Origin of the sequence: Micromonospora sp. NPDC051141 (assembly GCF_044455765.1) — a bacterium.
GTDB lineage: Bacteria > Actinomycetota > Actinomycetes > Mycobacteriales > Micromonosporaceae > Micromonospora.
In genome coordinates, this window is record NZ_JBITFD010000030.1 from 1 (window position 1) to 24,592 (window position 24,592).

At 70.8% G+C, this 24,592-nt stretch carries 15 protein-coding genes; 12 read left to right on the forward strand and 3 right to left on the reverse strand.

Annotated elements, in window-relative coordinates; translation table 11 throughout:
• The 4 genes from ACIA6B_RS32090 to ACIA6B_RS32105 form a co-directional block, all read left to right on the forward strand.
• Window positions 1-1,582: condensation domain-containing protein (locus ACIA6B_RS32090; RefSeq protein WP_396779171.1), on the forward strand; the 1,582-nt coding region annotated here is incomplete at its 5' end.
• A 32-nt stretch (window positions 1,583-1,614) separates the two neighbouring features.
• The gene (locus tag ACIA6B_RS32095) at window positions 1,615-3,177 is read left to right on the forward strand and encodes a B12-binding domain/radical SAM domain-containing protein (RefSeq protein WP_396779173.1); all 1,563 of its coding nucleotides are present in this window, start codon (window positions 1,615-1,617) and stop codon (window positions 3,175-3,177) included.
• A complete protein-coding gene (locus ACIA6B_RS32100; protein WP_396779175.1) occupies window positions 3,174-3,869 on the forward strand; it encodes a hypothetical protein in 696 nt (231 codons plus the stop codon). Before ACIA6B_RS32095 ends, ACIA6B_RS32100 begins: the two co-directional genes overlap by 4 nt.
• Before the next feature lie 75 nt (window positions 3,870-3,944).
• Window positions 3,945-5,822, forward strand: a complete 1,878-nt coding sequence (locus tag ACIA6B_RS32105) for a cobalamin-dependent protein (protein ID WP_396779177.1) — start codon at window positions 3,945-3,947, stop codon at window positions 5,820-5,822.
• A 54-nt stretch (window positions 5,823-5,876) separates the two neighbouring features.
• Here ACIA6B_RS32105 and eis read toward each other — a convergent pair whose 3' ends face one another.
• Together eis and ACIA6B_RS32115 are read right to left on the reverse strand one after the other, a co-directional pair.
• Window positions 5,877-7,064 (reverse strand): enhanced intracellular survival protein Eis, encoded by a 1,188-nt coding sequence (gene eis, locus ACIA6B_RS32110; protein WP_396779179.1) that lies wholly within the window; start codon window positions 7,062-7,064, stop codon window positions 5,877-5,879.
• Window positions 7,065-7,143: 79 nt separating this feature from the next.
• Window positions 7,144-8,421: an MFS transporter gene (locus ACIA6B_RS32115; protein WP_396779181.1), complete on the reverse strand. Its 1,278-nt coding sequence runs from the start codon at window positions 8,419-8,421 to the stop codon at window positions 7,144-7,146.
• A gap of 419 nt (window positions 8,422-8,840) precedes the next feature.
• On the opposite strand from ACIA6B_RS32115, the gene ACIA6B_RS32120 reads away from it, so the two are divergent.
• The 8 genes from ACIA6B_RS32120 to ACIA6B_RS32155 all read left to right on the forward strand — a co-directional run bounded on the left by ACIA6B_RS32120 (window position 8,841) and on the right by ACIA6B_RS32155 (window position 18,102).
• The gene (locus ACIA6B_RS32120; protein ID WP_396779183.1) at window positions 8,841-10,187 is read left to right on the forward strand and encodes a SidA/IucD/PvdA family monooxygenase; all 1,347 of its coding nucleotides are present in this window, start codon (window positions 8,841-8,843) and stop codon (window positions 10,185-10,187) included.
• Entirely contained in the window at window positions 10,184-10,555 is a 372-nt protein-coding gene (locus tag ACIA6B_RS32125) for a cupin domain-containing protein (protein WP_396779185.1), read from the forward strand. The genes ACIA6B_RS32120 and ACIA6B_RS32125 overlap by 4 nt, the downstream gene beginning before the upstream one ends.
• Window positions 10,552-12,105, forward strand: coding sequence for a class I tRNA ligase family protein (locus ACIA6B_RS32130; RefSeq protein WP_396779187.1), 1,554 nt, complete (start codon window positions 10,552-10,554; stop codon window positions 12,103-12,105). The genes ACIA6B_RS32125 and ACIA6B_RS32130 overlap by 4 nt, the downstream gene beginning before the upstream one ends.
• Complete coding sequence (locus ACIA6B_RS32135; protein WP_396779189.1) at window positions 12,102-13,244, forward strand: FAD-dependent oxidoreductase; 1,143 nt, start codon at window positions 12,102-12,104, stop codon at window positions 13,242-13,244. The genes ACIA6B_RS32130 and ACIA6B_RS32135 overlap by 4 nt, the downstream gene beginning before the upstream one ends.
• Window positions 13,241-14,542: an ATP-grasp domain-containing protein gene (locus tag ACIA6B_RS32140; RefSeq protein ID WP_396779191.1), complete on the forward strand. Its 1,302-nt coding sequence runs from the start codon at window positions 13,241-13,243 to the stop codon at window positions 14,540-14,542. Before ACIA6B_RS32135 ends, ACIA6B_RS32140 begins: the two co-directional genes overlap by 4 nt.
• Window positions 14,539-14,874, forward strand: coding sequence for a hypothetical protein (locus tag ACIA6B_RS32145; protein WP_396779193.1), 336 nt, complete (start codon window positions 14,539-14,541; stop codon window positions 14,872-14,874). The genes ACIA6B_RS32140 and ACIA6B_RS32145 overlap by 4 nt, the downstream gene beginning before the upstream one ends.
• Window positions 14,871-16,226, forward strand: a complete 1,356-nt coding sequence (locus tag ACIA6B_RS32150; RefSeq protein ID WP_396779195.1) for an FAD-binding oxidoreductase — start codon at window positions 14,871-14,873, stop codon at window positions 16,224-16,226. Before ACIA6B_RS32145 ends, ACIA6B_RS32150 begins: the two co-directional genes overlap by 4 nt.
• Window positions 16,227-16,797: 571 nt before the next feature.
• Window positions 16,798-18,102, forward strand: a complete 1,305-nt coding sequence (locus ACIA6B_RS32155; protein WP_396779197.1) for a hypothetical protein — start codon at window positions 16,798-16,800, stop codon at window positions 18,100-18,102.
• 100 nt (window positions 18,103-18,202) lie between these two features.
• Here ACIA6B_RS32155 and ACIA6B_RS32160 read toward each other — a convergent pair.
• The coding region (locus ACIA6B_RS32160; RefSeq protein WP_396779199.1) for an SDR family NAD(P)-dependent oxidoreductase at window positions 18,203-24,592 on the reverse strand (6,390 nt) is incomplete at its 5' end.

The window sequence follows — 24,592 nt, forward strand, 5'->3', positions numbered from 1 at the left end:
ACCCACCCTCACCCCCACCGACAACTTCTTCGACCACGGCGGACACTCCCTCCTCGCCACCCGCCTCATCAGCCGCATCCGCAGCACACTCGGCGTACACCTGGACGTGTTCACCCTCTTCGAGGCGCCCACCGCGAAGCTGCTGGCCGAGCACCTGCGGAACGACGACGACGGTCGGGCCCCGATCGAGGCCCGCGACCACACGCACGGCGCACCGCTGTCCTTCGCCCAGCGCAGGCTCTGGTTCCTGCACCGGTTCGAGGGCGAGGCGACCTACAACGTGCCGCTGGCGTTGCGGCTGTCGGGCCGGCTCGATGTCCGCGCGCTCACCGCCGCGCTCAACGACGTCGTCGGCCGCCACGAGAGTCTGCGCACGGTGTTCCCCGAGCGTGACGGGCAGCCGTGGCAGGAGATCAGGCCGGCGGCCGAGGTCCACGTTCCGATCGCCGTCGAGACGGCCACCGCCGAGACGCTGCCCGACGCGCTCGCCCGGGCCGCGCAGACGCGCTTCGACCTCGAACGCGACCTGCCGCTGCGCGCCACGCTCTTCCGCCTCGGCCCGAACGAACACGTCCTGCTGCTGCTGATGCACCACATCGCGGCCGACGGCTGGTCCATGGCGCCGCTCGCCCGCGACCTGTCGGGCGCGTACGCCGCCCGCCTCACCGGCGAGGCGCCGCAGTGGGAGCCGCTGCCGGTGCAGTACGCCGACTACACGGTGTGGCAGCACGAGACGCTCGGCGACGGCGCCGACCCGGCCAGCCGCCTGGCCCGGGAGACCGACCACTGGCGCACCACGTTGGCCGGGCTGCCCGACGCACTGGCCCTGCCCACGGACCGGCCCCGCCCGGCCGTCGCCAGCTACCGGGGCGAGACGTACCGGTTCACCATGGACGCCGCCCTGCATGAGCGGGTGGTGACGACGGCCCGCGCCCGCGGCGCGACCGCCTTCATGGTGCTGCTCGCCGGGCTGGCCGGCCTGTTCAGCCGGCTCGGCGCGGGCACCGACGTGCCGGTCGGCTCCCCGATCGCCGGGCGTACCGACGACAAGCTCGACGACCTGGTCGGCTTCTTCGTCAACACGCTGGTGATGCGCATGGACCTGTCGGGCGACCCGACGTTCGGTGAACTCGTCGAGCGGGCCCGGTCCACCGCGCTCACCGCGTACGCCCACCAGGACGTGCCGTTCGAGCACCTCGTCGAAGCCGTCAGCCCGGCCCGGTCCCTGGCGCACCATCCCCTGTTCCAGGTCATGCTGGCGCTGCAGAACACACTGGAGGGCCGACTCGACATGCCCGGCATCACCGCGAGTTACCAGCCCGCGCACACCGGAACCTCCCGGTTCGACCTGTTCTTCAGCCTGTGGGAGAGCTACGACGACGGTCGCCCGGCCGGGCTCGCCGGTGTTCTCGAATACTCCACGGACCTGTTCGACCCGGCGACCGTGCGGACGCTCATCGAGCGCTGGAGCCAGTTCCTCACCACCGCGACGCAGGAGCCGGACCGCCCGATCGGGCGCATCGACGTCACCACACCGGAAGAGCTACGGCGAGTGCTGGCCGAATGGTCATCCGGGGCCTGACCTCCGCCACGGACGGAAGGGAAGGGTAGGAGATGGCACTTCGCGTCGTGGCGGTCGCCCCGCCCGAGCTGCCCGCGAGCGGACTCGGCCGGCACACGCTGACCAGCGCCGACCCCGCCAGCCTGTTCAACGCGTGCCGGGTCGCGGGGCAGCGGGCGGCGAACGGCACCGGCGCCTGGGGCGACTCGAACTGGGCCGGAAGCCGCGCGTCCCGGCGGGAGTCGGTGCTGCTGATGCACAGCCTGGTCGAGGACATGGCGCGGTTCGACGCGCTGCTGGAGCGGTTCGAGCCGAACCTGCTGCTGCTCGGCGCCATGTCGGTGTGTCTGCCCGGCGCGGTCGCCTGCGCGGTCCGCGCCAAGCAGCGCCTCGGCGACCGGGTCCACGTCGTCCTCGGCGGCCGGCACGCGTCGGAGACGATCTGGCGGGCCGGCGGCACGGTGCGGCACCACCCGGGCTCGCCGGTGCGCCTGATCGCCGACGGCACCCTGCCGCCCGTCTTCGACCTGGTGGTCGCCGGTCCGGGAGAGCATGTCATCGCCGGGCTCGGTGAGGTGGTCGCCGCCGCCACCCAGCCCGCGACGTCCGCCGATCTGGCCGCCGGGATCGCCGACGAGCCGGGCGACTGGATAGCCAGCTGGGCCGAGGGCGACCTGCCGCGGGCGGTCACCTCACGGCGGCCGACATTCAGCCGTGACCAGCTACCGAGCCCGGCCGAGATCTTCGGCGTCGGCGCCAGCTTCGACGTGTTCGGCGGCCGGCTCACCGGGCACGTCTTCAGCGACACCGGTAACGGCTGTGTCTTCGACTGTGACTTCTGCAGCGAGCGGCGCAGCGTCACCGGCGGCCTGGTCGACCTCGGCAACGGCGCCGACCGCCTGGTCCGGCAGTTGCGCGCCGTCAGCGACGTGGTCGCGGCCGACGCGCCGGGTCGCGGCGCCAGCGCCTTCATCGAGGACTCCACCATTCTCGGCGGATCGCCACGGGAGATCACCCGGCTGGTCGACCTGCTGGACCGGGCCGACCTGGACATCCGGTTCGGCGGGCAGTTCACCATCGACCAGATCCTCAGCCGCACCGACCTCATCAAGGGACTGACCGAGGTCGGCATGGACTACGTCTTCATCGGGGTGGAGACGCTCGACCCGGGTGGCATCGGCGGCATGAGCAAGGACCGGCGGCCGGACGGGGCCGCGTGGATGAGCCGCACCGAGCAGGCCATCGACCAGCTCACCCAGCTCGGCGTCCAGACCGGGGCGGCGGTGCTGTTCGGCCTCGGCGAGCCGCACCGCGACCGGCTCGCCCTCCTACGCCAGCTGAGCGACTGGCGCGACCGGTACGGCGGGCCGTGGCCGGTCAGCCTCAACTGGGCCACCCAACATCCGTTGCGCGGCGCCGACGGCGGCACCGGCTACCGCTACAGCGACTGGTCGGTGCCCGCCGGCGAGTGGGCCGAGGCGTTCGACGACTTCGGGGAGGCCACCACGCGTTACCCGCTCAGCGGCTGCGCGCCGCCGGTGTTGGCGGAGGTGCAGGAGATCCGGGCGACGTTCCACGCGCTCTACGAACGGCCGGGCGACGGTGGTGCGCGGTGACCGCCCAGTTCTACGCGAGCGGTGCCGGCGACCGGCTGGTGGACGCCGACCTGCTCCCACCGGTGGTGCAGACGCTGCTCGCGCACGAGGAGCGGATGCTGGACCCGATCAGCGCCGGGATCGACGTGCTGGTCGAGGTCGGCAGCATGTCGGGCCTGCATCTCGACTGGGCGGTCCGCCGCGGCCTGGGGTACGTCGGCGTCGACGTCGTCTCCCGTTACGTGGCCGCGGGCAGGGCACGGCTGGCCGACCGCGCGCTACCCGCCGACCGGTACCGCTTCGCGCTCGCCGACGCCGAGGAACTGCCGGCCGTGGCGCTGCCGCCGGGGCGGGCGGTGGCGCTGTTCCCGTTCAACAGCTTCGGCAACATGGGCCGGCCCCGCGTCGTGTTGACAGCGCTGGCCGACAGCGGCCTGCCGTTCGCCATCAGCACCTACCGCACGGACCGGGACGCGTCGCGGCGGCGGCGGGAGTACTACGACGCCTGCGGCTACGCCGGGCTGCGGGTCACCGAGGACGCCGACGGGGTGCGGTTCCGCAACGACGAGGGTCTCGACACCGTCGCCTACCACCCGTCGCGCCTGGCCGAGTGGTTCCGTGCGGCGGGGCTCGCCGCGGAGCCCGTCGAGTTCGGTGGCTTCGGGTTGTTCTACGTCGGCGCGCCCACCGGCGCGCCACTCGCGCCAGCCTGAACGGCAGGGGAGGCCGGTGGACGAACGCCACCGGCCACGACAGTGACAAGGGGAACACCGATGCGAACGGTCGGCATGGTTGAGCTCTCCGTCTTTGAGCGGATCACCCCGCTGGTCTCCGGATACCTGGAAGCGTATGCCCGCGCCGACGACGTCCTCACCGGTGAGTACGGGTACCGGACGTACACCACCAGCATCAAGACCCCGGCCGCCGAGGTGACGCGCCGCGTCCTGGACCTCGACGCCGACATCTACACGTTCAGCTGCTACGTGTGGAACATGGGCCTGGTGCGGCAGGTCCTGGCCGCGCTGCGCGCCGCCCGACCGCACGTGCCCGTCCTGCTCGGCGGCCCCCAGGTCATGCACCACGCCGACCAGCAGCTCGGCCCGACCGACACGTTCACCGCCGTCTGCAACGGCGAGGGCGAGGGCATCTTCGCCGCGTACCTGCGCGAGCTGACCGAGACGACGCCGGACCTGACCAAGGTCCCCGGCCTCAGCGTGCGCCGCGACGGGCAGCTCCTCACGACGCCCGCACCGGCGCGCCTGGCTGACCTCAACGAGATCCCGTCGCCGTACCTCACCGGCCTGTTCGACGACGAGTACACCATCGGCCTGCTGGAGACCAACCGCGGCTGCCCCTATCACTGCGGGTTCTGCTACTGGGGCGCGGCCACCAACGACCGGGTGTACCGGTTCGACGAGGACCGCGTCCGCGACGAGATCACCTGGATGGGACGCAACAGCGTCTTCTTCGTGTACCTCGTCGACGCCAACTGGGGCATGCTCGGCCGGGACATCGAGCTGTCGCAGCACATGGCCGACTGCACCCGCGAGTACGGCATGCCCAAGACGGTCTACTTCTCGGCGGCGAAGAACAAGCCGCAGGCGGTCACCAAGATCACCGAAATCTTCCAGAACGCCGGCCTCGTCGCCTCCCAGCCGGTGTCGATCCAGAGCATGGAGCCCCGCGTCCTGGACCTGGTCGCCCGCTCCAACATCAAGCTCAGCGCCTTCGCCGCGCTCCAACAGGATCTGCGCGAGAAGCGGGTCAGCTCGTTCATCGAACTCATCTGGCCGCTGCCCGGCGAGACACTCGACTCCTTCAAGAGCGGCATCGGGCAGCTCTGCGACAACGGCGCGCAGACCGTCATCGCGTACTCCCACCTACTGCTCAACAACACCCCGATCTACCACAACCGCGATCGCCTGGGCCTGACCACCCGGCCGGCCGGCGGGGACGTCGCCGACGCCCGCATCGTGATCGCCACCCGCGAGGCCAGCACGGCCGACTTCGCCGACGGCATGCGTTTCTTCTACGCCGTGCACGCGCTGCACAACACCCGCAGCCTGCGCACCGTCGCGGAGTACCTGGTCGGCGCCGGGGTCACCACCTACGCGGCCCTGTTCTCCGAGTTCGTCGACTACTGGCGCAGCCGCCCCGACGACCCACTGGTGCGCTTCGTCGAACACTCGATCGCCGCCGCCGACTACTACGACCTCGGCAACTACGGCCTCTTCGTCCACCTCGCGCTGCACCAGCACCGCGACGTGTTCGCCGAACAACTGCGCGACTTCGCCACCAGCCGCGACTGGTGGGCCGACCCGAAGGCCCGCGCCCGCTTCGAGATCGACACCATCAACCGCCCGTACGTCTACTCCAACACACCGTTGGACGAGCCGTCCGGCGCCGGCGCAGCCGTCCGGGTCCTCGGTCGCACCGGCCGCCGGTACACCGTCGAACTGGCCGGCGAGTGGGCCGAGGAGCTACGGGACGCCGCGCGGCTGCCCGCCGGCGGCCCCGGCTACGTCGTCGACCACAAGCGGTTGCAGTTCCCCAACATGGCCACGCAGACCCTGGAGCACAACGCGCACTACTGTCACGGCATGATCGAGAAGGTCGAGAACATCGCCCCCGTGTGGCAGGCGGCCCCGGCGCCGGCTCACCACTGACAGCCGCCGCCGGCCCGCTCTCCCCGCCGAGCGCCGTGCGGGCGAGGCGGTACGTCAGCCCTTGCCGAAGGCGTGCGGCGTGCGGCGAGGCAGCAGTGCGCGTAGCTCGGCCGCCACGGTGTCGGGGATGTCGCCCAGGCCGCGCGCGACGACGTCGGCCGGGTCCAGCACACCGTAGGCCAGTCCGGACAGTCCGGCGGCGGTGAGCGTGGCCCGCTCCCCGGCCTGCCCGGCGACGGTGACGTCGATCGTCCCGCGGGTTCCGTCGAGCAGATACCGCCCCGCGAGCAGCTCATCGTCGACGATCTCCAGCTGAGCCCGTCCGGAGCCACAGGGCACGTCGCGGAGCGCGTCCATCGACAGGAGCCGGGCCATGAGGGGCGGTGACGTCGGGAAGGCCGCCGTCGCCTCGATCCGGACGGCGAGGGAGCCCGCCCAGGTCTCGGGGTGCTCGTCCGGCGCGACGGTGACCGCGATCCGGGCGACCTGGTGGACGTGCTGGGCGAGGAACTGGAGCAACAACGCCCGCCCGAGCCCACTGGTGTAGAGCAACTCGTCACCGTGCAGGCGACCGCCGTAGCCGTCGATTCGGTAGGTGAGCACACCGGCCACCTCCCCGTCGACCGAGGCGACGGCGAGCCAACGGTCGGCGGGGGCGAGGATGCGGGCAGCTCGGTAGTCGGGGGTGAACATGAAGCCGTGCCGTTGCGCCAGCAGGCGGCGCTGGAAGGCGCGGTAGACCTCGAAGCCGTCCGATATGCCCTGCCAGGACACGTCGCCGGGGAGTCGGACGCCCAGCAGCGGCGCCAACCCCTCGGGCGCGAACGTCGCCGTACGGTTGAGCGGCAGCCCGACGTAGCCCAGTTGTTCGTAGAACGACGGGTGGAAGGGATAGAGCGTGGCCAGCAGGTGTCCCGTGTCGAGCATGTCGCGGTGCAGCCGGCGCATCAACCGACGGCAGTGGCCCTGCCGGCGGGCCGCGGGATGGGTGGCCACCCAGGCGATGCCCGCCATGCGCATGACGATGCCGCGCAGGTTCTGGTGCGTCGGGATCGCCGCCGCCGTGGCGAGCGTCCGGCCACCGTCCTCGGCGATCAGCGTGTGGTTGCCCTCGTGAAAGGGGAGGATGCTCGCCAGCCCCTCCGCCGCGTCCGGGGACGGCGATCCGTCGAAGGCGTACGGATAGAGGGTGAAGGCGGTGCGCAGCCGTTCGTCGCCGGAGACCTGGCGGATGTCGCTCATCGGGATCAACCTTTCCTTGCACGGCATGCTCGGTCGGGACATTCCGGCTCGTCCTCGGACGGGCCCGTCATCTGGCGTGTTACGCCGCGCGGCGGTCGCACGACGGTGTCCGGCGTGGGGGCTTCATCCCGAGCCGGGCGCACCATGCCGCGACCAGGCCGAGTCCGCCGCACAGCCACCAGACCCCGTTGCCCAGCCCCACCCACGCCGCGACCCCGATCAGCGGGCCGGCGGCCATCCCCAGGCCGAAGGTCGCCTGGTGCGCGCTGATGTAGCGGGCGTTCACCGGTGCGGGAAACGTGGCGGGGTAGGCGAACATGGTGGGCCCGTTGATCATGGTGCCGAACACGAACCCGACGGTGCACGCGACGAGTGCCACGGCCGAGCCACCGCTGACTCCGAAACTGGCCGCACCGACCGCCATGAGCACGGTGCCCGCCGTCGCCGCGACGTGACCGGGCCACCGCGCGACGCTCGCGGTGATCCTCAGTTCGCAGAGGATGAGCACGATCGACGCGGTGACCAGCAGGCCGCTGTACAGACCGGTCGAGTGCCCCTCGGCGCTGATCTTGAGCGGGAGGACGACGTTGAACTGGACGTAGATGACCGCACCGATCAGCGTCGAGGCGAGGAAGAACCAGAAGCGCCTGTCGCGCAACAGGATGCCGTACGCCATGCGGGTGCCGGTCCCGCCCCGGACGACCGCGCCGCCCGGGCCGACACCGGGCCGGTGGTCGACGGGCGCCCCTCGTCCGGTCCGCGGGTCGGGTAGCAGCCAGCGGGCGAGGATCGCGTAGACCAGCGCGGTGGCCGCGTCGAACCACAGCAACAGGTTCCAGTCCAACAGGATCAGCCCGGCGGCGATCAGCGGGCTCAGCGCGGCGCCGATGTTCAGTGCGATGCGCATCATCGAGAAGCCCAGGACGCGCATGTCGGCCGGCATCAGGTCGCTCAACAGCACGGCTGCGGCGGGACGGTAGCTCTGGGTCGCGAGCCCGGCCAACAGCATGGCGATCATCAGCACGCCGAACGTCGAAGGCCGGCTGAGCAGCGGCAGGGCGGCGAGGACCGCCGCGGAACCGAGCATCGCGACGGTGATGGCGCCACGCGGGCCGAGGCGGTGGATCAGCTCGCCGCCGATGAGCACGCCCACCACCGACCCGACGCTGTAGGCGGCGATCGCGGTGCCGGCCTGCCCGGCGGAGAATCCGCGAAAGACCAGGTAGAGCACCATGAACGTCTGGACCACCGCGCCGAGCTGGTTGACCAGCACGCCCCCGAGCAGACAACGCACCGGTGTCGGGGTCCGGCGCAGGACGGTGAGCACACCGGCGGGTCTGTCGATGGTGGCGGTCACGGTGATGTCTCCAGGTGGCTCGTCATCAGGTGGCGCGCGGGCTGCCATTGCAGCGCGCCGGCGAGTTGGTCGGAAGTGTTGACCACGTAGAAGAACCAATTCACACACCTCCGTGGGAATAGCTTCCAGCAGAATTGGCGTCGGCGACGGATGGCTGCGGATGACACCCGCTGGTCGGCGGCCGAACGCTGCCGTGGGCCCCCTTTCATTCGGCCGACAAAGGGCGTATCTGCCCTACCGATATGCCCATCGACGGCGATCACGGTTACTTGATTGTCTTCCGCTCCCAATGCTTTCCATCAATGCGTATCTCGGCTTGGGTGAATGCACGACAGCCGGAAAACGCTGTTGTCGACGGTGCGCCGCGCCCCCACGGCGTGCCGTCGCGGCACGTCACACCCGTCCCGGAAGGAATACACGTGTCTGTCCACGACGTGGATGTTCTGATGATCGGCGCAGGTCCGTCGAACCTCGCGCTGGCGGTTGCCCTCGAGGAGTGCGACTCACCCGAGGTCGCCGGTCGGGCCATGGTCCTTGAGCAGTACGGCGATGTGAAGTGGCAGCGGAATCTACTTCTGCCCTGGACCCGTAGCCAGGTGTCGTACCTCAAGGATCTGGTGACCCTGCGGAACCCGCGCAGTCGCTTCTCGTTCCTGAACTTCCTGCACGAGAACGGGGAACTCGACGAGTTCGTCAACCTCGGCACGTTCAACCCGTTCCGGTGGCAGCTGTCGGCCTACCAGCAGTGGGTGGCCGACACGTTGGAGCACGTCCGGGTGCGGTACCAGGTCCGCGCCGAGCGGATCCAGCCGATCCGAGCCGACGACGCCGCGGTCCTCGGCTTCGTGGTGCACCTGTCCGACGGCGACACGGTCGTCTGCCGCGACCTGGTCTTCGGTGGCGGCCGGGACGCCTTCGTGCCCGAGGTCTTCCGCGGCCTGCCCACCGAGCGGGTCATCCACAGCACCGAGTACGGCAGTCGGGTCGGCGCCGCCACGGGTCTGGCCCGCCCGGGCGGGCCACTGCGGCCGGTGGTCATCGGTGGCGCGCAGAGCGCGGCCGAGATGTTCATGGCGCTGCACCAGGACGCCCCCGGCTCGTCGCCCGTGATGCTGCTGCGCTCGATCGCCCTCAAGAACTACCAGACCAGCAAGTTCGTCAACGAGCTGTTCTACCCGTCCTTCGTGGACACCTTCTTCGGCATGTCCGACCAGGTCCGCCAGCGGGTGCTCAACGAGATGCACCTGACGAACTACGCGGGCCTGGCCCCGCCGTTCCTCGACGAGCTGTACTCGATGATCTACCGGCAGAAGATGCTCGGCCAGCCCGTCTCCAGCGTCCGCGGGCTCACCGAGGTCGTCGGGGCGCAGGTCGAGCCCGTGCCCGCAGGCGGCGAGGAGGTGGTGCTCCAGGTTCGCGACCTCCGGTACGACAGCGTGGAGCAGGTCCGATGCGACGCGCTCTTCCTGGGCACCGGTTTCGACCCACGGATGCCGGCGATGGTGCGCCAACTGGCCGACACCATCGGTCTGCCGCAGGTCACCGTCAACCGGCACTACCGCGTCGATCTGGGCGCGGACGCCAGGGGCGCCCTGTACCTCCAGGGCGTCAACGAAGCCACGCACGGCATCTCCGACTCGCTCATCAGTGTGCTCGCGCAGCGCTCGGCCGACATCGTCGGCGACATCGTCGACCGCCGTGCCGCCGACCGGGGCGCCGGTGCCGACCAGGTGTCGGCCGACCGGGCGCTGGCGGTGCGGGCATGATCGACATTCGCCGCCTCGACCGTGACCGTCTGGAACCTGCCTACGGGGTCGCCGGCCAGCGCCTGCTGCCCTGGCCGGCGCTCAACGCGCCGTTCGAGGGGGCCTGGTGCGTCCTGCGCGCCGGGACCGAGTCGACTCCGCACTCCCACCACGAATACGAGATCTTCATCGCCGTCTCCGGCACCGCCACGGTGGTCGTCGACGAGGCGCGGCACCCCTTCGCCGCGGGCGACATCGTCCGGCTGCCGCCGGGATCCACCCACCGCCTGGTCAACGACGGCCCCGACGACTTCGAGTACTACGGACTCTGGTGGGACCACGAGATGTCGGCGACGTTCCTGGCCCGGCACGAAGCGGATCGACGATGAGCACCCGGACGGTGATCATCTCGCCGGCGCCGACAGCGAACGGGGACCTGCACCTCGGGCACATCGCGGGCCCGTTCCTGGCAGCCGACGTGCACACCCGCTACGCGCGGGCGCTGGGGCGGGAGGTGCTCCTGGGCACCGGATTCCAGGACACCTCGACGTTCGTGGTGACGACCGCCCACCGCCGCGGCGTCCACCCGGACGAACTGGTGGCCACCTCGGCCGCGCAGATCGAGTCGAGCCTGCGGACGATGGGAATCGGCGTCGACAGCTACACCGGCGACGACGACCGGTTCACCGGGTGGGTCGTCGACTTCGTCGGCCGGCTGCGCGCGGCAGGCCGGCTGGAGCTGAGGACGATGCCGTTCCCGTACTCGGAGCGGACCGGGCAGTTCCTGGTGGACGGCTTCGTGTCCGGCAACTGCCCGGAGTGTCTGGCCGAGGCTTGCGCCGGGCTGTGCGAGAGCTGCGGGCACCTGGTGCCGGCGGGCGAGCTGCGCAACGTGCGGTCCACCCTGGACCCGGACGAGCCGGTGACGCTGCGGAACGCCCGGGTGCTCGTGCTCCCGGTCGAGCGCTATCGCGACCGGCTCCGTACGCACGTCGAGAGGCACGCCGACGGCATGCGGCCGCACCTGGCGCAGGCGATGGCGCGGGTGCTGTCCCGACCGCTGCCTGACTTCCCGGTGACCTATCCGGTGCCGTGGGGCATCCAGGTGCCGTTTCCGGAGGTCGCGGGTCAGGTGGTCAACCCCAACGCCGAAGCGATGGCGTGGAGCATGCACTGCTCGGCGCGGGCGGCGGAGAACCGGGGACACCCCCCGGCCGGCGAGGACGGACTGTGGCTGGCCGGCAGCGGGTCGGAGATCGTCTACTTCCTCGGCTTCGACAACTTCTACCCGTTCGCGATCACCGGTCCGGCGATGCTGCTGGCCTGCGACGACCGTTACGAGCTGCCCACCCGCTACCTGACCAACGAGTTCTACGAGCTGGACCACCAGAAGTTCTCCACCAGCCGCGGGCATGTGGTCCGGGGCCGGGACCTGGCGGCCGAGGTGCCCCGCGACCTGATCCGGTTCTACCTGGCCACGACCAGCCCGGAACACCAGCGGACCAGCTTCAGCCGGGACGCGCTCTCGGCAGTCACCGAGTCCCGGCTGACCGGGCCGTGGAACCGGATCGCCGACCGGGCGAACCGCTGGGTCGGGCGCGGCCCCCTGCCGGTGTCGGCGCGCTCGCGCCACGCCGCGGCTCGCATGTCCGACCGGTTCGCGGCGTCCTACGAGCTGCCCGGGTTCAGCCTCACCCGTGCGGCGGAGGCGATCAGCGACCACCTGGCCAGGCTGGACCGCTGGCCGGCGGCGGACGACGACGCCGGTGACTTCTGCTTCGAGGTCGGCCGGCTGCTCCGGGCGGCCGCGCCGATCCTGGTCGACCTGGCGGCCCAGACGCTGGGGGAAGCCGCGAACGCCGGCCCGGATCCCGCCGAGGTCACCTCCGTCGTTCCGGTGCCGCTGCCGCGGCTGGCCGCGCCGAGGGGCGGGCGATGACCGAGGCCACCTGCCGGGCGGACCGGAACCGGCCGCGGGTCGTGGTGGTCGGCGCCGGCGTCACCGGGCTGCTCTGCGCGATCCGGTGCGTACTGGCCGGGCACCGCGTGGTGCTGCTGGAGCAGGGCCCGATCCCGCATCCGGAGTCGACGTCCTTCGACCAGCACCGTGTCCTGCGTGCCCTCACCACCGGCGACGTGGCCGGCACCGGACGGGCGGCGCGACTGCACCGTCGCTGGCGTGAGCTGGACTCCCTGATCGGCGGCGGCCTGTCGGGCGCCCGCCTCTACCGACGCGTCGGGGTGCTGACGGCGCTCCCTCCCGACGCGGTGGCCTCGGCCGTCGCCACGGCCGACGCCGCCGGGCTGCCGATCCGGGTCACCGATCCGGCGGACCGTCCGCACATCGGCTTTCCGGCCGGCGCCGCGGTCGTGTTCGAGCCGCACGCGGGCGTCCTGCTCGCCGACCGCGTCCTGTGGGCAGCGGTCCGGTGGTTGCGGCGTCACCGGCTGGCGGACCTGCGACCCGGGCGGGAGGTCGTCGGCGTAGGACCGGACACCGGCCGGGTGCTGCTGGCCGACGGCTCGGTCGAGTCCGGTGACGCGGTGCTCGTCACGGCCGGGCCCTGGTCGGCGGCCCTGGTCGACCTGCCGGTGACGCTGCACCGGCAGACCATGGTCTATCTGCGGCCACCGGCTGAGTTGGTCCACGGCTGGGCGGCGGCACCCGCCGCGGGTGGGATCGGCGTCGACGGCCGCGCCTGGTTGGTGCCCCCGGTGGCGGGCACCCTTCTCAAGATCAGCACCGATGCCGTCCGGCGTGGGGTGACCACGCTGTCCGATCCGGACGACGGAGCGGGCTGGGCCGCCCGGGTGCTCTCGGCCGGCATCGTGGCCGACGTCCACCGGTACGACGTCGTGCGCGTGCGGCACTGCCACTACGCCACCGCGGCCGGCGCGGACACCGGCTTCGTCCGGATCGGGCTCCGGGCCTGGGCCCGCCCGGCCAGCGGCGGTGACGGATTCCGTACCGCTCCGCATGCCGTCGACGCGGTCGTCGACGCGCTTCCGGGGTCGAGCCGCGGGTGCCGCGGCGTCGACCCCATGACACCCACCGCACCCTGGAGGACACCCTCATGACCGCACCCGCACCCGGCGCGCTGCTCGTTGTCGGCAGTGGCCTCAGGCTCTACCGCGAGTACATCGTCCGTGCCGTCGCCGAACGTGCCCGCAAGGCCGGGCTGCGGCTGGTGCTGATCAACAATCTCCGGCCGACCTGGCAGCACGAGTACTTCGACGACATCGTCGTGGTCAACGTGTTCGACCACCGGTTGCTCGCCGAGACCGCCCGCGAGTTGGCCGGCAGGTACGCCGTCACCGGGTTGATGTGCTGGGACGAGCCGCTGGTGATGCCCGCGGCCGAACTGGCCGCCGAGTTCGGCGTGCCCGGCCTGGGCGTACCGGGAGTGCACGGTTGCCGGGACAAGTACAGCTGCCGTACCCGGTTGACCGCGGCCGGCGCACCGCAACCCGGGTTCGAGCTGACCGCCGATCTCGACCAGGCCCGCACGGCCGCCGCCCGGATCGGATACCCGGTGATCGTCAAGCCGCGTGCGCTCGGCGCCAGCATGGGGGTCTCGCTCGCCTCCGACGAGCGGGAACTCGAGTTCGCGTACCGGGTCGCGCACGAGGCCAGCCTGATCGGCGACGAGCCCTACCGCGGTGGAGCGATCGTCGAGGGTTTCGTCGACGGTCCGGAGATCAGCGTCGACGGCGCCGTGCACAAGGGCGAGTACCTGCCGATGTTCGTCGCCAGGAAGACCACCGGTCTGCCACCGTTCTTCGAGGAGACGGGACACGTCGTGGACTCCGCCGACCCGCTGCGGTCCGACGACACGCTGCTGGACACGCTGGTCACGGCGCATCGGATCCTGGGCATCGAGAACGGCATCACACACACCGAGGTTCGGCTGACCCCGGACGGTCCGGTGATCATCGAGGTCAACGGCCGCCTCGGCGGTGACCTGATCCCGTATCTGGGTCAGGTCGCCACCGGCATCGAACCGGGCAGCGTGCTGTTCGACGTCGCCACCGGCCAGCGGCCCGACCTCACCCACACCCGCGCCGGCGTCGCCGGCATCCGGTTCGGCTACCCCGACCACGACTGCGTCGTACGCTCGGTCGCCGTGCCCGAGCAGGCGCCCGGCCTGGTGCTCGCGTCCCGCATGGTCGAGCCGGGCACCACCCTGCGGCTCCCGCCGGGCGGCTACATCGCCCGCCACTCGTTCGTCGTCTGCTCCGCCCCGGACCCGGAAACCTGCGCCCGGCAGCTCGACGACGCGGTGGCACTCGTCGAACTGGACGCCGAACCGGTCGCTCCCCCGCCGCCGGGCACCACGCTGACGATGCCCGCCGGGCTGCTGGACGTGGACGCGTGAGCATCGACTACGACGGCCGTCGGTTTCGCGCGCTGGGCGGCGGCGACGGCACCTGCGCCGTGTACCACCAGCGCGGGGACCTGGTCTGGGCGGTATTCGAGGGGGGACGGGTTCGGCGCGGCACGATCACCGGCACCTGCGACGAGCGCGGCGTGCTCAGCCTCGCCTACACCATGGTGCTGGCCAGCGGCGAGGTGATCGCCGGGCACAGCACCAACACGCCCCAGTGGCTCGGCGACACCCTGGTGCTGCGTGAGGTCTGGCAGCGCTACGGCGCGCACACCGCCGCCGGTGTGTCGTACCTCGAGGAGATCCCGGGAGCGGCGCGATGACCGGATGGCGGACGCTGCGCGGCCTCGTCGACGGCGAGCTCCGGCTCCCCGGCGATCCCGGCTTCCTGGAAGCAGCCTCACCGGCGAACCGGCGGTTCGCCGGCATCCGGCCGGCGGCCGTCCTCACGGTCGCCCACGCCGGGGATGTCAGCCGAGCCGTCGCCTGGGCCCGCGCCGAGTCGGTGCCGCTTGTCGTCCGGGGCGGCGGGCACAGCTACGCCGGCTACTCCGTGTCCTCCGGGCTGGTACTGGACCTGCGCAGGCTCGCGGGTGTCCGGTTCGACCCGGAGAACGGACAGGCGGTGGTGGCGGGCGGCACTCCGATGAAGGCCATCTACGCGGCCCTGCGCCCGTACGACGTCACGTTCCCGCTGGGAAACTCCGACACGGTCGGCATCGGGGGCCTGACCCTCGGCGGGGGTGTCACCACGATCTCTCGCGCGCACGGCCTCACCTGCGACGCGCTGGTCTCGACCGACGTGGTGCTGGCCGACGGGACCAGGGTCACCGCCTCGGCGCGGGAACATCCGGACCTGTTCTGGGCGTGCCGGGGGGGCGGGGGCGGCAACTTCGGTGTCAACACGAGCTTCACCTACCAGGTCCGCCCCGCTCCGGCCGGGTCGACCTGCCTGGTGCTGTGGTCGTGGCGGCACGCGGTCGACGTGCTCGCCACGATGCAGGAGATCATGCGGACGGCGCCGGACGGCTTCTCCGCCCGCATCGGCATCGCCCGCTCGTCCGGCGGCCCGGGTGTCGTGTCCGTGGTGGGCCACCACCTCGGCCCGGCAGCGGAGCTACGCGAGTTGCTGGCGCCCGCCCACGCCGTCGCCCGGCCCCACCGGGCCGAGATCGAGGACCGGGACTTCTGGGCCGCCGCCACCTACCTGCACCACGGCAGCGCCGGCGGCGCCTTCGCGGCACGGAACCGCTGCGTGCCGCACCCGATCGACGACGCCGGACTGGTCGCACTGGTACGGGCCGTGGACACGTGGCCCGGCAGCGGGAACGCGGACGGGGCCGGGGCCGCGCTGTTCGCGTGGGGCGGGGCGATCAGCCGCGTACCGGTGGCGGACACCGCGTTCCCGCACCGCGACACGCGGTTCCTGCTCAGCCTCGACACCTCGTGGGCCGAGACCGACTCGCCGGAGGTCGTTCGCGCCAACCTGGAATGGCTGCACGCCTGCTACGTCGAGTCGGGCCGGTTCGCCCCTGACGCGTCCTACGTCAACTTCACCGACCCCGACCTCGAAGACTGGCGGCGGGCCTACTACGGGCCGAACGCCGAGCGGCTCGCACAGGTCAAACGCCGGTACGACCCGGACCGTTTCTTCGCCTTCCCCCAGGCGGTGTGACCGCGTACCGGCGAGGTCCGACGCTCCTCGGTGATCCCGCTCGCGAGTGGCGGCTGGGCGATCCCGGTCCCCCGGGCCGGTGGGCGGGAGAACCGCCGGCCCGGTTCTGAGCCGACCAGCGCCCGCACGGCGTGCCCCGTCCGAGCCCTGCCACCGGGCCGGGCTCGGACGGGTGCCCGACCGGCGAGTTCGCTCGTGAGCAGACCGCGACGGGTACCGGACATCGCGCCGCCGGGCGGGCCGCGACAAGGGTCGAAGCCGCATCGGTACCCGCCCGGACGACGAATCCCGGCTCGAAATCAGCCAGCGGAAAGCCATCCACCCCACCCGGCCGATACTGCCGCGAAAAGGCGAAAGCCCACATTGAGCGAATGGTGGACCCCATCACCTCACCTCATGAACATGCGTACGCGGCGTCCACACGAATTCGGCCGCGAGACGTGCCCGGGGATCAGCTGTCGCGGATCAGGCAGCGGAGACACCGACTCAACAGTTCGGCGAACATCATGGCTCGGTTCCGCGGGGAGAGCCGATTGCGCCGTGTCGAACAACGCGTTGGGGAGAATCCACCATGGGCAGACCCGAGAAGCCGGTCAATAAAGCCAGAGAACGCGTCGCCCAGTTTGCCGACGAATTGCGGCAACTGCGAGCGCTGGCGGGCAATCCGACATATCGCCAGATGGCGGAATGCGCCCTGTTCTCGCCGTCCGTGCTGTCCAGTGCCGCGAGCGGCAACCGGATGCCGTCCCTGCCGGTGACGCTCGCATTCGTCGCCGCCTGCGGGGGCGACGAGGACATCTGGCGGCAGCGCTGGCTCGCCGCCACGGGCGGGGAGGTACGGCTCTCCACGCGGGTGCGGCCGGCGAGCCGGCGCGCCGGCGGGCTCCCGTACCCGATGCAACTGCCACAGCGACCGCGCGGATTCATCGGCCGGGCGGCGGAGCTGGAGTGGTTGCGGATCCCCGGCGACGCCCCGATCGTGGTCAGCGGTCCGGCGGGGGTCGGCAAGTCGGGCCTGGCTCTGCACCATGCCCACACGCAAGCAGCCGAGGCGACCGACGGGCAGCTGTACGCCGACCTCGGCGCCCCCCATGCCCTCGGCGCATCCAGCCCCTACGACATCGTGGACGGGTTCCTCCGGGCACTCGGCGTGTCCAGCGACCAACTGTCCGGCACCCTCGACCACCGCGTGGGCCTGTACCGCACGTTGGCGGCCGAACGCCGCCTGTTGATACTCCTCGACAACGTGTTGGACGAGCAGCAGGCGCGCCCGCTACTGGTGGACAGTGACACGAGCACGGTAATGCTGGTCAGCCGCAAACGGCTGCTGGGACTACGCGACGTTCGCCGGCTACAGGTCAGACCACTGGCCCGCACCGACTCCCTGGCCATGATCGAATCGGCCCTGCCCCTCACCGTCACGGCCGAGCCCGACGACCTCGACCGTCTCGCCGCGGCCTGTGGCGACCTGCCGCTGGCCCTGGACATCGCGCTCCGGAGGATCGCCCTGCGTCCCCACACGGTCCTTCGGCAGGTGGTGGACGGTTGGCACCGGGGTGGAGACGTGCTGAGCTGGCTCCGCATCGGCGACCTGTCGATGCGGGAGTACCTCCGGTCGGCCTATCTGGCGCTGAGCCAGCCGGCCCAGATACTGCTGCACTGGTTGGCCCCGGTCGGCGCGGATGCGGTGAGCCCGCTGCCGCCGGAGGACGACGAGCTGGTGGACGAACTCGTTGATGCGGGCATGCTCAGCAACACGCCCAGCGGATGCGCCGAACTGCGTCTGTCGCCGCTTGTGCGCGCGTTCGTCTCCGACACCGCCAGCTCGGTGGCTCGCGGCCTGCCAGCAGTCGTCGGTCCGCTCCGTTCTGTCTGATCGTGGGGAGGGGTGAGCAGCCGCCGTGGATCGCCCCGGACGACCTCTGGGCCGAGATCGCGCCGCCGCTGCCACCCCGACCACGGTTCCCGGACGGTTTCTACTTCGACTCCCGATAGTCTACGAACGCTGGGCGCTCCTCGGGCGGGCGGGAGAGCCATTCATTGACCGCCAACGCCCCCACCGAGGCGTATTCGTCGACTATTTGCAGATGGTTTCCTGGCACGTCTGCCAACGTGACCGTGGTGGCGTTGTTCCAGGTGAACATCCAGTCGTTGTTGTCTTTCGGCCCGCTGATCCGTTCGGATGCGCGGACCTGGAGCGTCGGTATCTCGATGTGCTCCGCGGGCCACCACGGGAAGGAGAGGTAGTGGACCATCGCGAAGACCCAACTGTCGTCGCCGTCGTCGCCGGTCCGGCTGAGTCCTTCAAAAATCTGCTGCTGCCACAACGGTCCGTCTTCCGTCACGGTTCGGAGGTCTTTCTGCGAGGGCGAGTCGAGGAGGATGACGCCAGCCGGCGCCACGCCCCTCCGCGCCAGTTCGGCAGCGACCCGGTGGGCGATCAGCCCACCGCTGGAGGTGCCGCCCAGGGCGAACTCTTCGCCGTTCGCGTTGTCTCGCATGATCGTCTCGACGTACGCGAGCGTCATCGCCTCGATGTTCTCCGGCAGTTTCTCACCGGCGTGGAAGCCGGGCGAGTGCAACACCGACACGTCACGGGAGCCCTGGAACGCCAACCCCAGCCGCGCATAGGCAAAATTGTCCGGGGCCACGTACGGGTTGAAGAGGTACAACTTGGGCCTGCCGCCGCCGGTGGCGATCCGGGTGGGAGGCCGGACCGCCTCGTCGGCCGTGTCCACACCGAACGTCGGGCGCAGCCTCGCCAACCGGCCGACCACGTCGAAGAACTCGTCGTGTCTGCCGTCGACCTCGGCCTGCATGTACATCTCCGCAAGGTTCGACACCCGCACAGATCCCGAGCCGGCCGAACCGGCTCCGGTCCTGGGCTGGCCGCCGGCACTCACGGCGGAGGCCAGCTTGTTCACCAGATGATCGGCCAAGGCTGCGGTGCTGGGCTGGTCGAAGACCAGCGTGGCCGGCAGGGACAGCCCGGTCGCGGTGGCCAGCCGGTTACGCAGCTCCACCGCGGTCAACGAGTCGAAGCCGAGTTCACGGAACGCGCTGTCCGGATCAATCGTCGTGGGGTCGGGATGACCGAGCACGGTGGCGGCTTGTGTCCGTACCAGTTCCAGGACTGTCCGCTGGCGTTCCTCGACTCCCATGCTGGCGAGCCTGGCGGTCAGGTCCACCGGCGTGTCAGTGGTGGTCGCCGTGCGGCGGGTGGCGCCGCCGGCCAACGTCCGCCACAGCGGTGGCACGCCACCTGCTCCGGTGCGACGTAGCGCGGCCAGGTCCACCCGGATCGGTACGAGCTGCGGCTGGCCGCTACGTATTGCCGTGTCGAACAACGCCAGGCCCTGCTCGGAGGAGAGAGGAAGGATGCCGGCGCGTCGCATCCGGACCAGGTCGACCTCGTCGAGATGCCCGGTCATGGCTGACTGTGGGGCCCACAGTCCCCACGCCAACGACTGCCCAACCAGGCCCTCGGACTGCCGCCGCAGCGCCAGGGCGTCCAGGACAGCGTTGGCCGCGGCGTAGTTTCCCTGCCCGGGTGACCCCAACGTGGCCGCCGCCGACGAATACACCACGAACAACCCCAGACCCGCATCCTGGGTCAGCTCATGCAACCACCACGCCGCATCGGCCTTCGCCCGCAACACCGTCTCCAGCCGCTGCGGCGTCAACGCCTCAATCACCCCGTCATCAAGCACACCCGCGGTGTGCACCACCCCCACCACCGGATGCTGGGCCGGCACCCCGGCCAACACCGCCGCCAACGCGTCCCGGTCAGCGACATCACACGCCGCCACCCGCACCCGTGCGCCCAGCTCGGTCAGCTCACCGACCAGCTCCGCCGCGCCCGCAGCGGCCGAACCCTGCCGGGACAACAACAACAGGTGCCGGACCCCGTGCGCGGTGACCAGATGCCGAGCCACCAACCCACCCAACACCCCCGTCCCGCCAGTGATCACCACCGTGCCACGCGCATCCAGCCCCGCCGGCAGCCGGGCAGGGACGTGCAGGGACAGCCGGCCGGTACCACCGGCTCGGGTCAACCGTCGGGCATACAGCTCACCGGCTCGTACCGCGATCTCGGGTTCGCCGCTGTCGAGCACCGCGGTGAGGATTCTGCCCAGTTCGTTGCCGGGTTCGGTGTCGTCGTCGAGGTCGAGCAGGATGAACCGGTGAGGGTGTTCGGACTGCGCGGAGCGGACCAGACCCCACACCGCAGCCGCGGCCAGGTCACTGCCGTCGGTAGCACCGCGGGTGACCACCACCAGCCGGGAACCGTCCGTGGCCGGATCGGCCAGCCACTCCTGGACCCAACCCAACACCAACGTGCTCGCCGCGTGCGTGGCCTCGACAACACCCACCGCATCGCCCGCAGCCGGTAGCTCGGCCACCACGACCGCGGGCAGCTCACCATCAGCCTGCCCATGCGGTCCCCAGACCGGTTCGGCAGCCACCGGTTCCGCGTCCGGCAGCGGCACCCACTCCACGGCGAACAGTGACTGCGCCGCGTCCGGTGCCCCGGCGGCGAGTTGGTCGGTGGTCACCGATCGCAACACCAACGAGTCCGCGGTCAGGACCGGCTGGCCGGCGGTGTCGAACACCGCCACCGCGATAGCGCCGTCGTCGGCGGGTGTGAGCCGGACCCGCAACGTGGTCGCCCCGGTCGCGTGCAGCCGCACCCCACTCCACGCGAACGGCAACACCGCCTCGTTGTTGACCAGTCCGGTCACCCCGATCGCGTGCAACGCCGCGTCCAGCACCGCCGGATGCAGTCCGAACCCGTCGGCTGCGGCGTTCTCGGGCAGGGTCACCTCGGCGTACACATCCCGGTCGGAACGCCACACCGCCCGTAGACCCTGGAACACCGGCCCGTACACGTACCCGCCGTCCGCCAACCGTTCATACAGACCGTCAACAGCCACTGGCTGGGCACCGGCCGGCGGCCACTGCCCCAACCCGGACGGGATCCGGCCGGCCTGCGGGCTCAGCACACCCGTGGCGTGCCGAGTCCACGAACCCTCCACGCCTTCTGGGCGGGAGTACACCTTGACCGGTCGTCGACCGTCCTGGTCGGGGTCGCCGACCCATACCTGGACCTGCGCTGCGCCCTGCTCCGACAGCAGCAACGGGGTCTGCAGCGTCAACTCCTGCACCACGCCACAACCCACCTGGTCGCCGGCGTACAACACCAACTCCACGAACGCCGTGCCCGCCAACAACACCGCCCCCAACACCGCATGATCGGCCAACCACGGCTGCCCCGACAACGACAACCGGCCGGTCAACACCACCCCGTCCCCATCAGCCAACGACACCGCCGCACGCAACAACGGATGATCAACCGACCCCAACCCCAACACCCGAGCATCGCCCACACCGGCCGCCACCGTCTGCGGCCAGAACCGCTCATGCTGAAACGGATAGGTAGGCAGTTCCACAGCCCACCGAGCGGCACCCGCGTCGAGCAGCGTCGACCAGTCCACGGTCCCGCCGTGCACGTGCACACCAGCGATCGCGGTCAGTAACGTCTGCGGCTCGTCCCGTTCGGCGCGCATCGCCGGCAGCCACACCCCCGCTTCGGGGGTGCCGGTGTCGGCCATCGAGGTCAGCGTGCCGTCCGGGCCCAGTTCGAGGAAGACACCCACGCCCTGCTCGCGCAGGGCCTTCACCGCATCGTGGTACCGCACCGTCTGCCGGACATGCGCCAACCAATACCCCGACTCGGTCACGCCCGCACCCGAGGTGCCGGACACCACCGGGATCGTCGGCTCCCGCCACACCACCCCACCCAACACGTCGGCGAACTCGGCCAACATCGGCTCCATCAACGGCGAATGGAACGCGTGACTGACCTTCAACTGCCGCGCCTTGCCACCGGCGTCCCGCCACTGTTGCGCCAGGTCCAACACCACGGTCTGGTCACCGGAGATCACCGTGGCATGAGGGCCGTTGACCGCCGCGACGCCCACCAGGTCAGTGTGCCCGGCGATCAGGTCGTGGGCCTCGACGTTGCTGGCGGTCAACGCGACCATGGCCCCGCCAGTAGGGAGCGCCTGCATCAGGCGGCCCCGCGCGGCCACCACCGCCACCGCATCGGCCAGATCCCACACCCCCGCCACATGAGCCGCGCTCAACTCACCGATCGAATGCCCCGCCAGACACTGCGGAACTATTCCCCAGGAGGTGATCAGCCGGTACAAGGCCACCTGCACCGCGAACAGCCCCGCCTGGGTGTACATCGTCTGGTCCAACAACTGCGGCTCGCCCGCGACGACGTCACGCAACGGCCGTTCGAGATGCTGGTCGAAGGACGCGCAGACCTGATCGAACACGTCAGCGAACACCGGATACGCCTCGTACAGGCCCAGGCCCATCCCGAGGCGCTGGCTGCCCTGCCCGGAGAACACCACCGCCAGCCGACCAGACCCCGCAACCCCGCTCACCAACCCCGACTCCTGACCACCCGCGGCCAGCACCCGCAACCCATCCACCAGGACCGGCCGCTGCTGGCCGAGGACCACCGCCCGGTGCGTGAACACCGACCGGGCCGCCAACGCCCGTCCCACCACCACCGAATCCATATCGGACCGATCGGTCACGAATCCGGCCAACCGCTGCGCCTGCGCCCGCAACGCCCTCTCAGACTTGGCCGACACCAACCACGGCACCACCCCGCCGGGCAGCGGGACCGCTGGCCGCTCCTGGTCCGAGGACGCCGGGTCGGTCGGTGTGTCCTGCGGCGACTCAAACAACTCATCGCCGTCCGGGGTCGCGGTCGGTTCGGGTTCCTCCAGGATGACGTGGGCGTTGGTGCCGCTGATCCCGAACGACGACACCCCAGCCCGCCGTCGCCGGCCGTTACCTGGCCACGGTTCGGCCTCGGTCAGCAGACGCACCGACCCTGCCGACCAGTCCACATGTGTCGACGGGGCGTCCACGTGCAGCGTCCTGGGCATCAACCCGTGTCGCATGGCGAGGACCATCTTGATGATCCCGGCGACACCGGCGGCGGCCTGGGTGTGGCCGATGTTCGACTTCACCGACCCCAACCGCAACGGCTGCCCCGCCGGCCGGTCCTGGCCGTACGCGGCAATGAGTGCCTGGGCCTCGATCGGATCACCCAAGGTGGTGCCTGTGCCGTGTGCTTCCACCACGTCCACGTCGCCCGGCGACAACCGCGCGTTGGCCAGGGCCTGGCGGATCACCCGCTGCTGCGACGGACCATTCGGCGCACTCAACCCATTCGACGCCCCGTCCTGATTGACCGCGCTGCCCCGCACCACCGCCAACACCTGATGCCCCCGCCGACGAGCATCCGACAACCGCTCCAACACCAGAACCCCGACACCCTCACCCCAACCCGTACCATCAGCCGCATCCGCGAACGGCTTACACCGCCCATCAGCAGCCAACCCACCCTGCCGGGAAAACTCCACAAACGCCCCCGGCGTGGCCATCACCGTCACACCACCAGCCAGCGCCATCGAACACTCACCCGAACGCAACGCCTGCGCCGCCAAATGCACCGCCACCAACGACGACGAACACGCCGTATCCACCGACACCGCGGGCCCTTCCAAGCCCAAGGTGTACGCCACCCGCCCCGACATCACACTCGCCGCATTACCCGTCAGCAGATGCCCCTCACTGCCCGTCTGCGCATCACCGATCACCGAGATGTAATCCTGACCGGTGGTACCCACATACACGCCGGTATCCGACCCACGCAGCCCCGACGGGTCGATCCCCGCCCGCTCCAACGCCTCCCAGGAAACCTCCAACAACAACCGCTGCTGCGGATCCATCGCCACAGCCTCACGCGGACTGACCCCGAAAAACCCCGCATCGAACAACGCCGCACCAGCCAGGAACCCACCCCTGCGCGCAAAGCCGCTCCCCGACCGCGCTGGATCCCGGTCCGGGTCATCCCACGACCCGACATCCCAACCCCGATCCACGGGAAACCCAGCCACCGCGTCGACACCCTCGGCCAGCAACCGCCAGAACCCGTCCGGGTCGTCAACCCCACCCGGATACCGACACCCGATCCCCACGATCGCCACCGGCTCGTCGATACCCGCACCCACCACCACCGGCACCGGCACGTCGGTGGGCTCACCGAGCAGTTCCGTCAGCAGGTACCGGGCCAACACCACCGGTGTGGGGTAGTCGAAGACCAGCGTGGCTGGTAGCGGCAGTCCGGTGGCGGTGGCCAGCCGGTTGCGTAGTTCCACCGCGGTGAGGGAGTCGAAGCCGAGTTCGCGGAATGCCCGCTCGGGTGGGATCGCCTGGGCGTTGTCGTGGCCGAGAGCGGTAGCGGCGTGAGCACGTACCAGTTCCAGGATCTTCTGCTG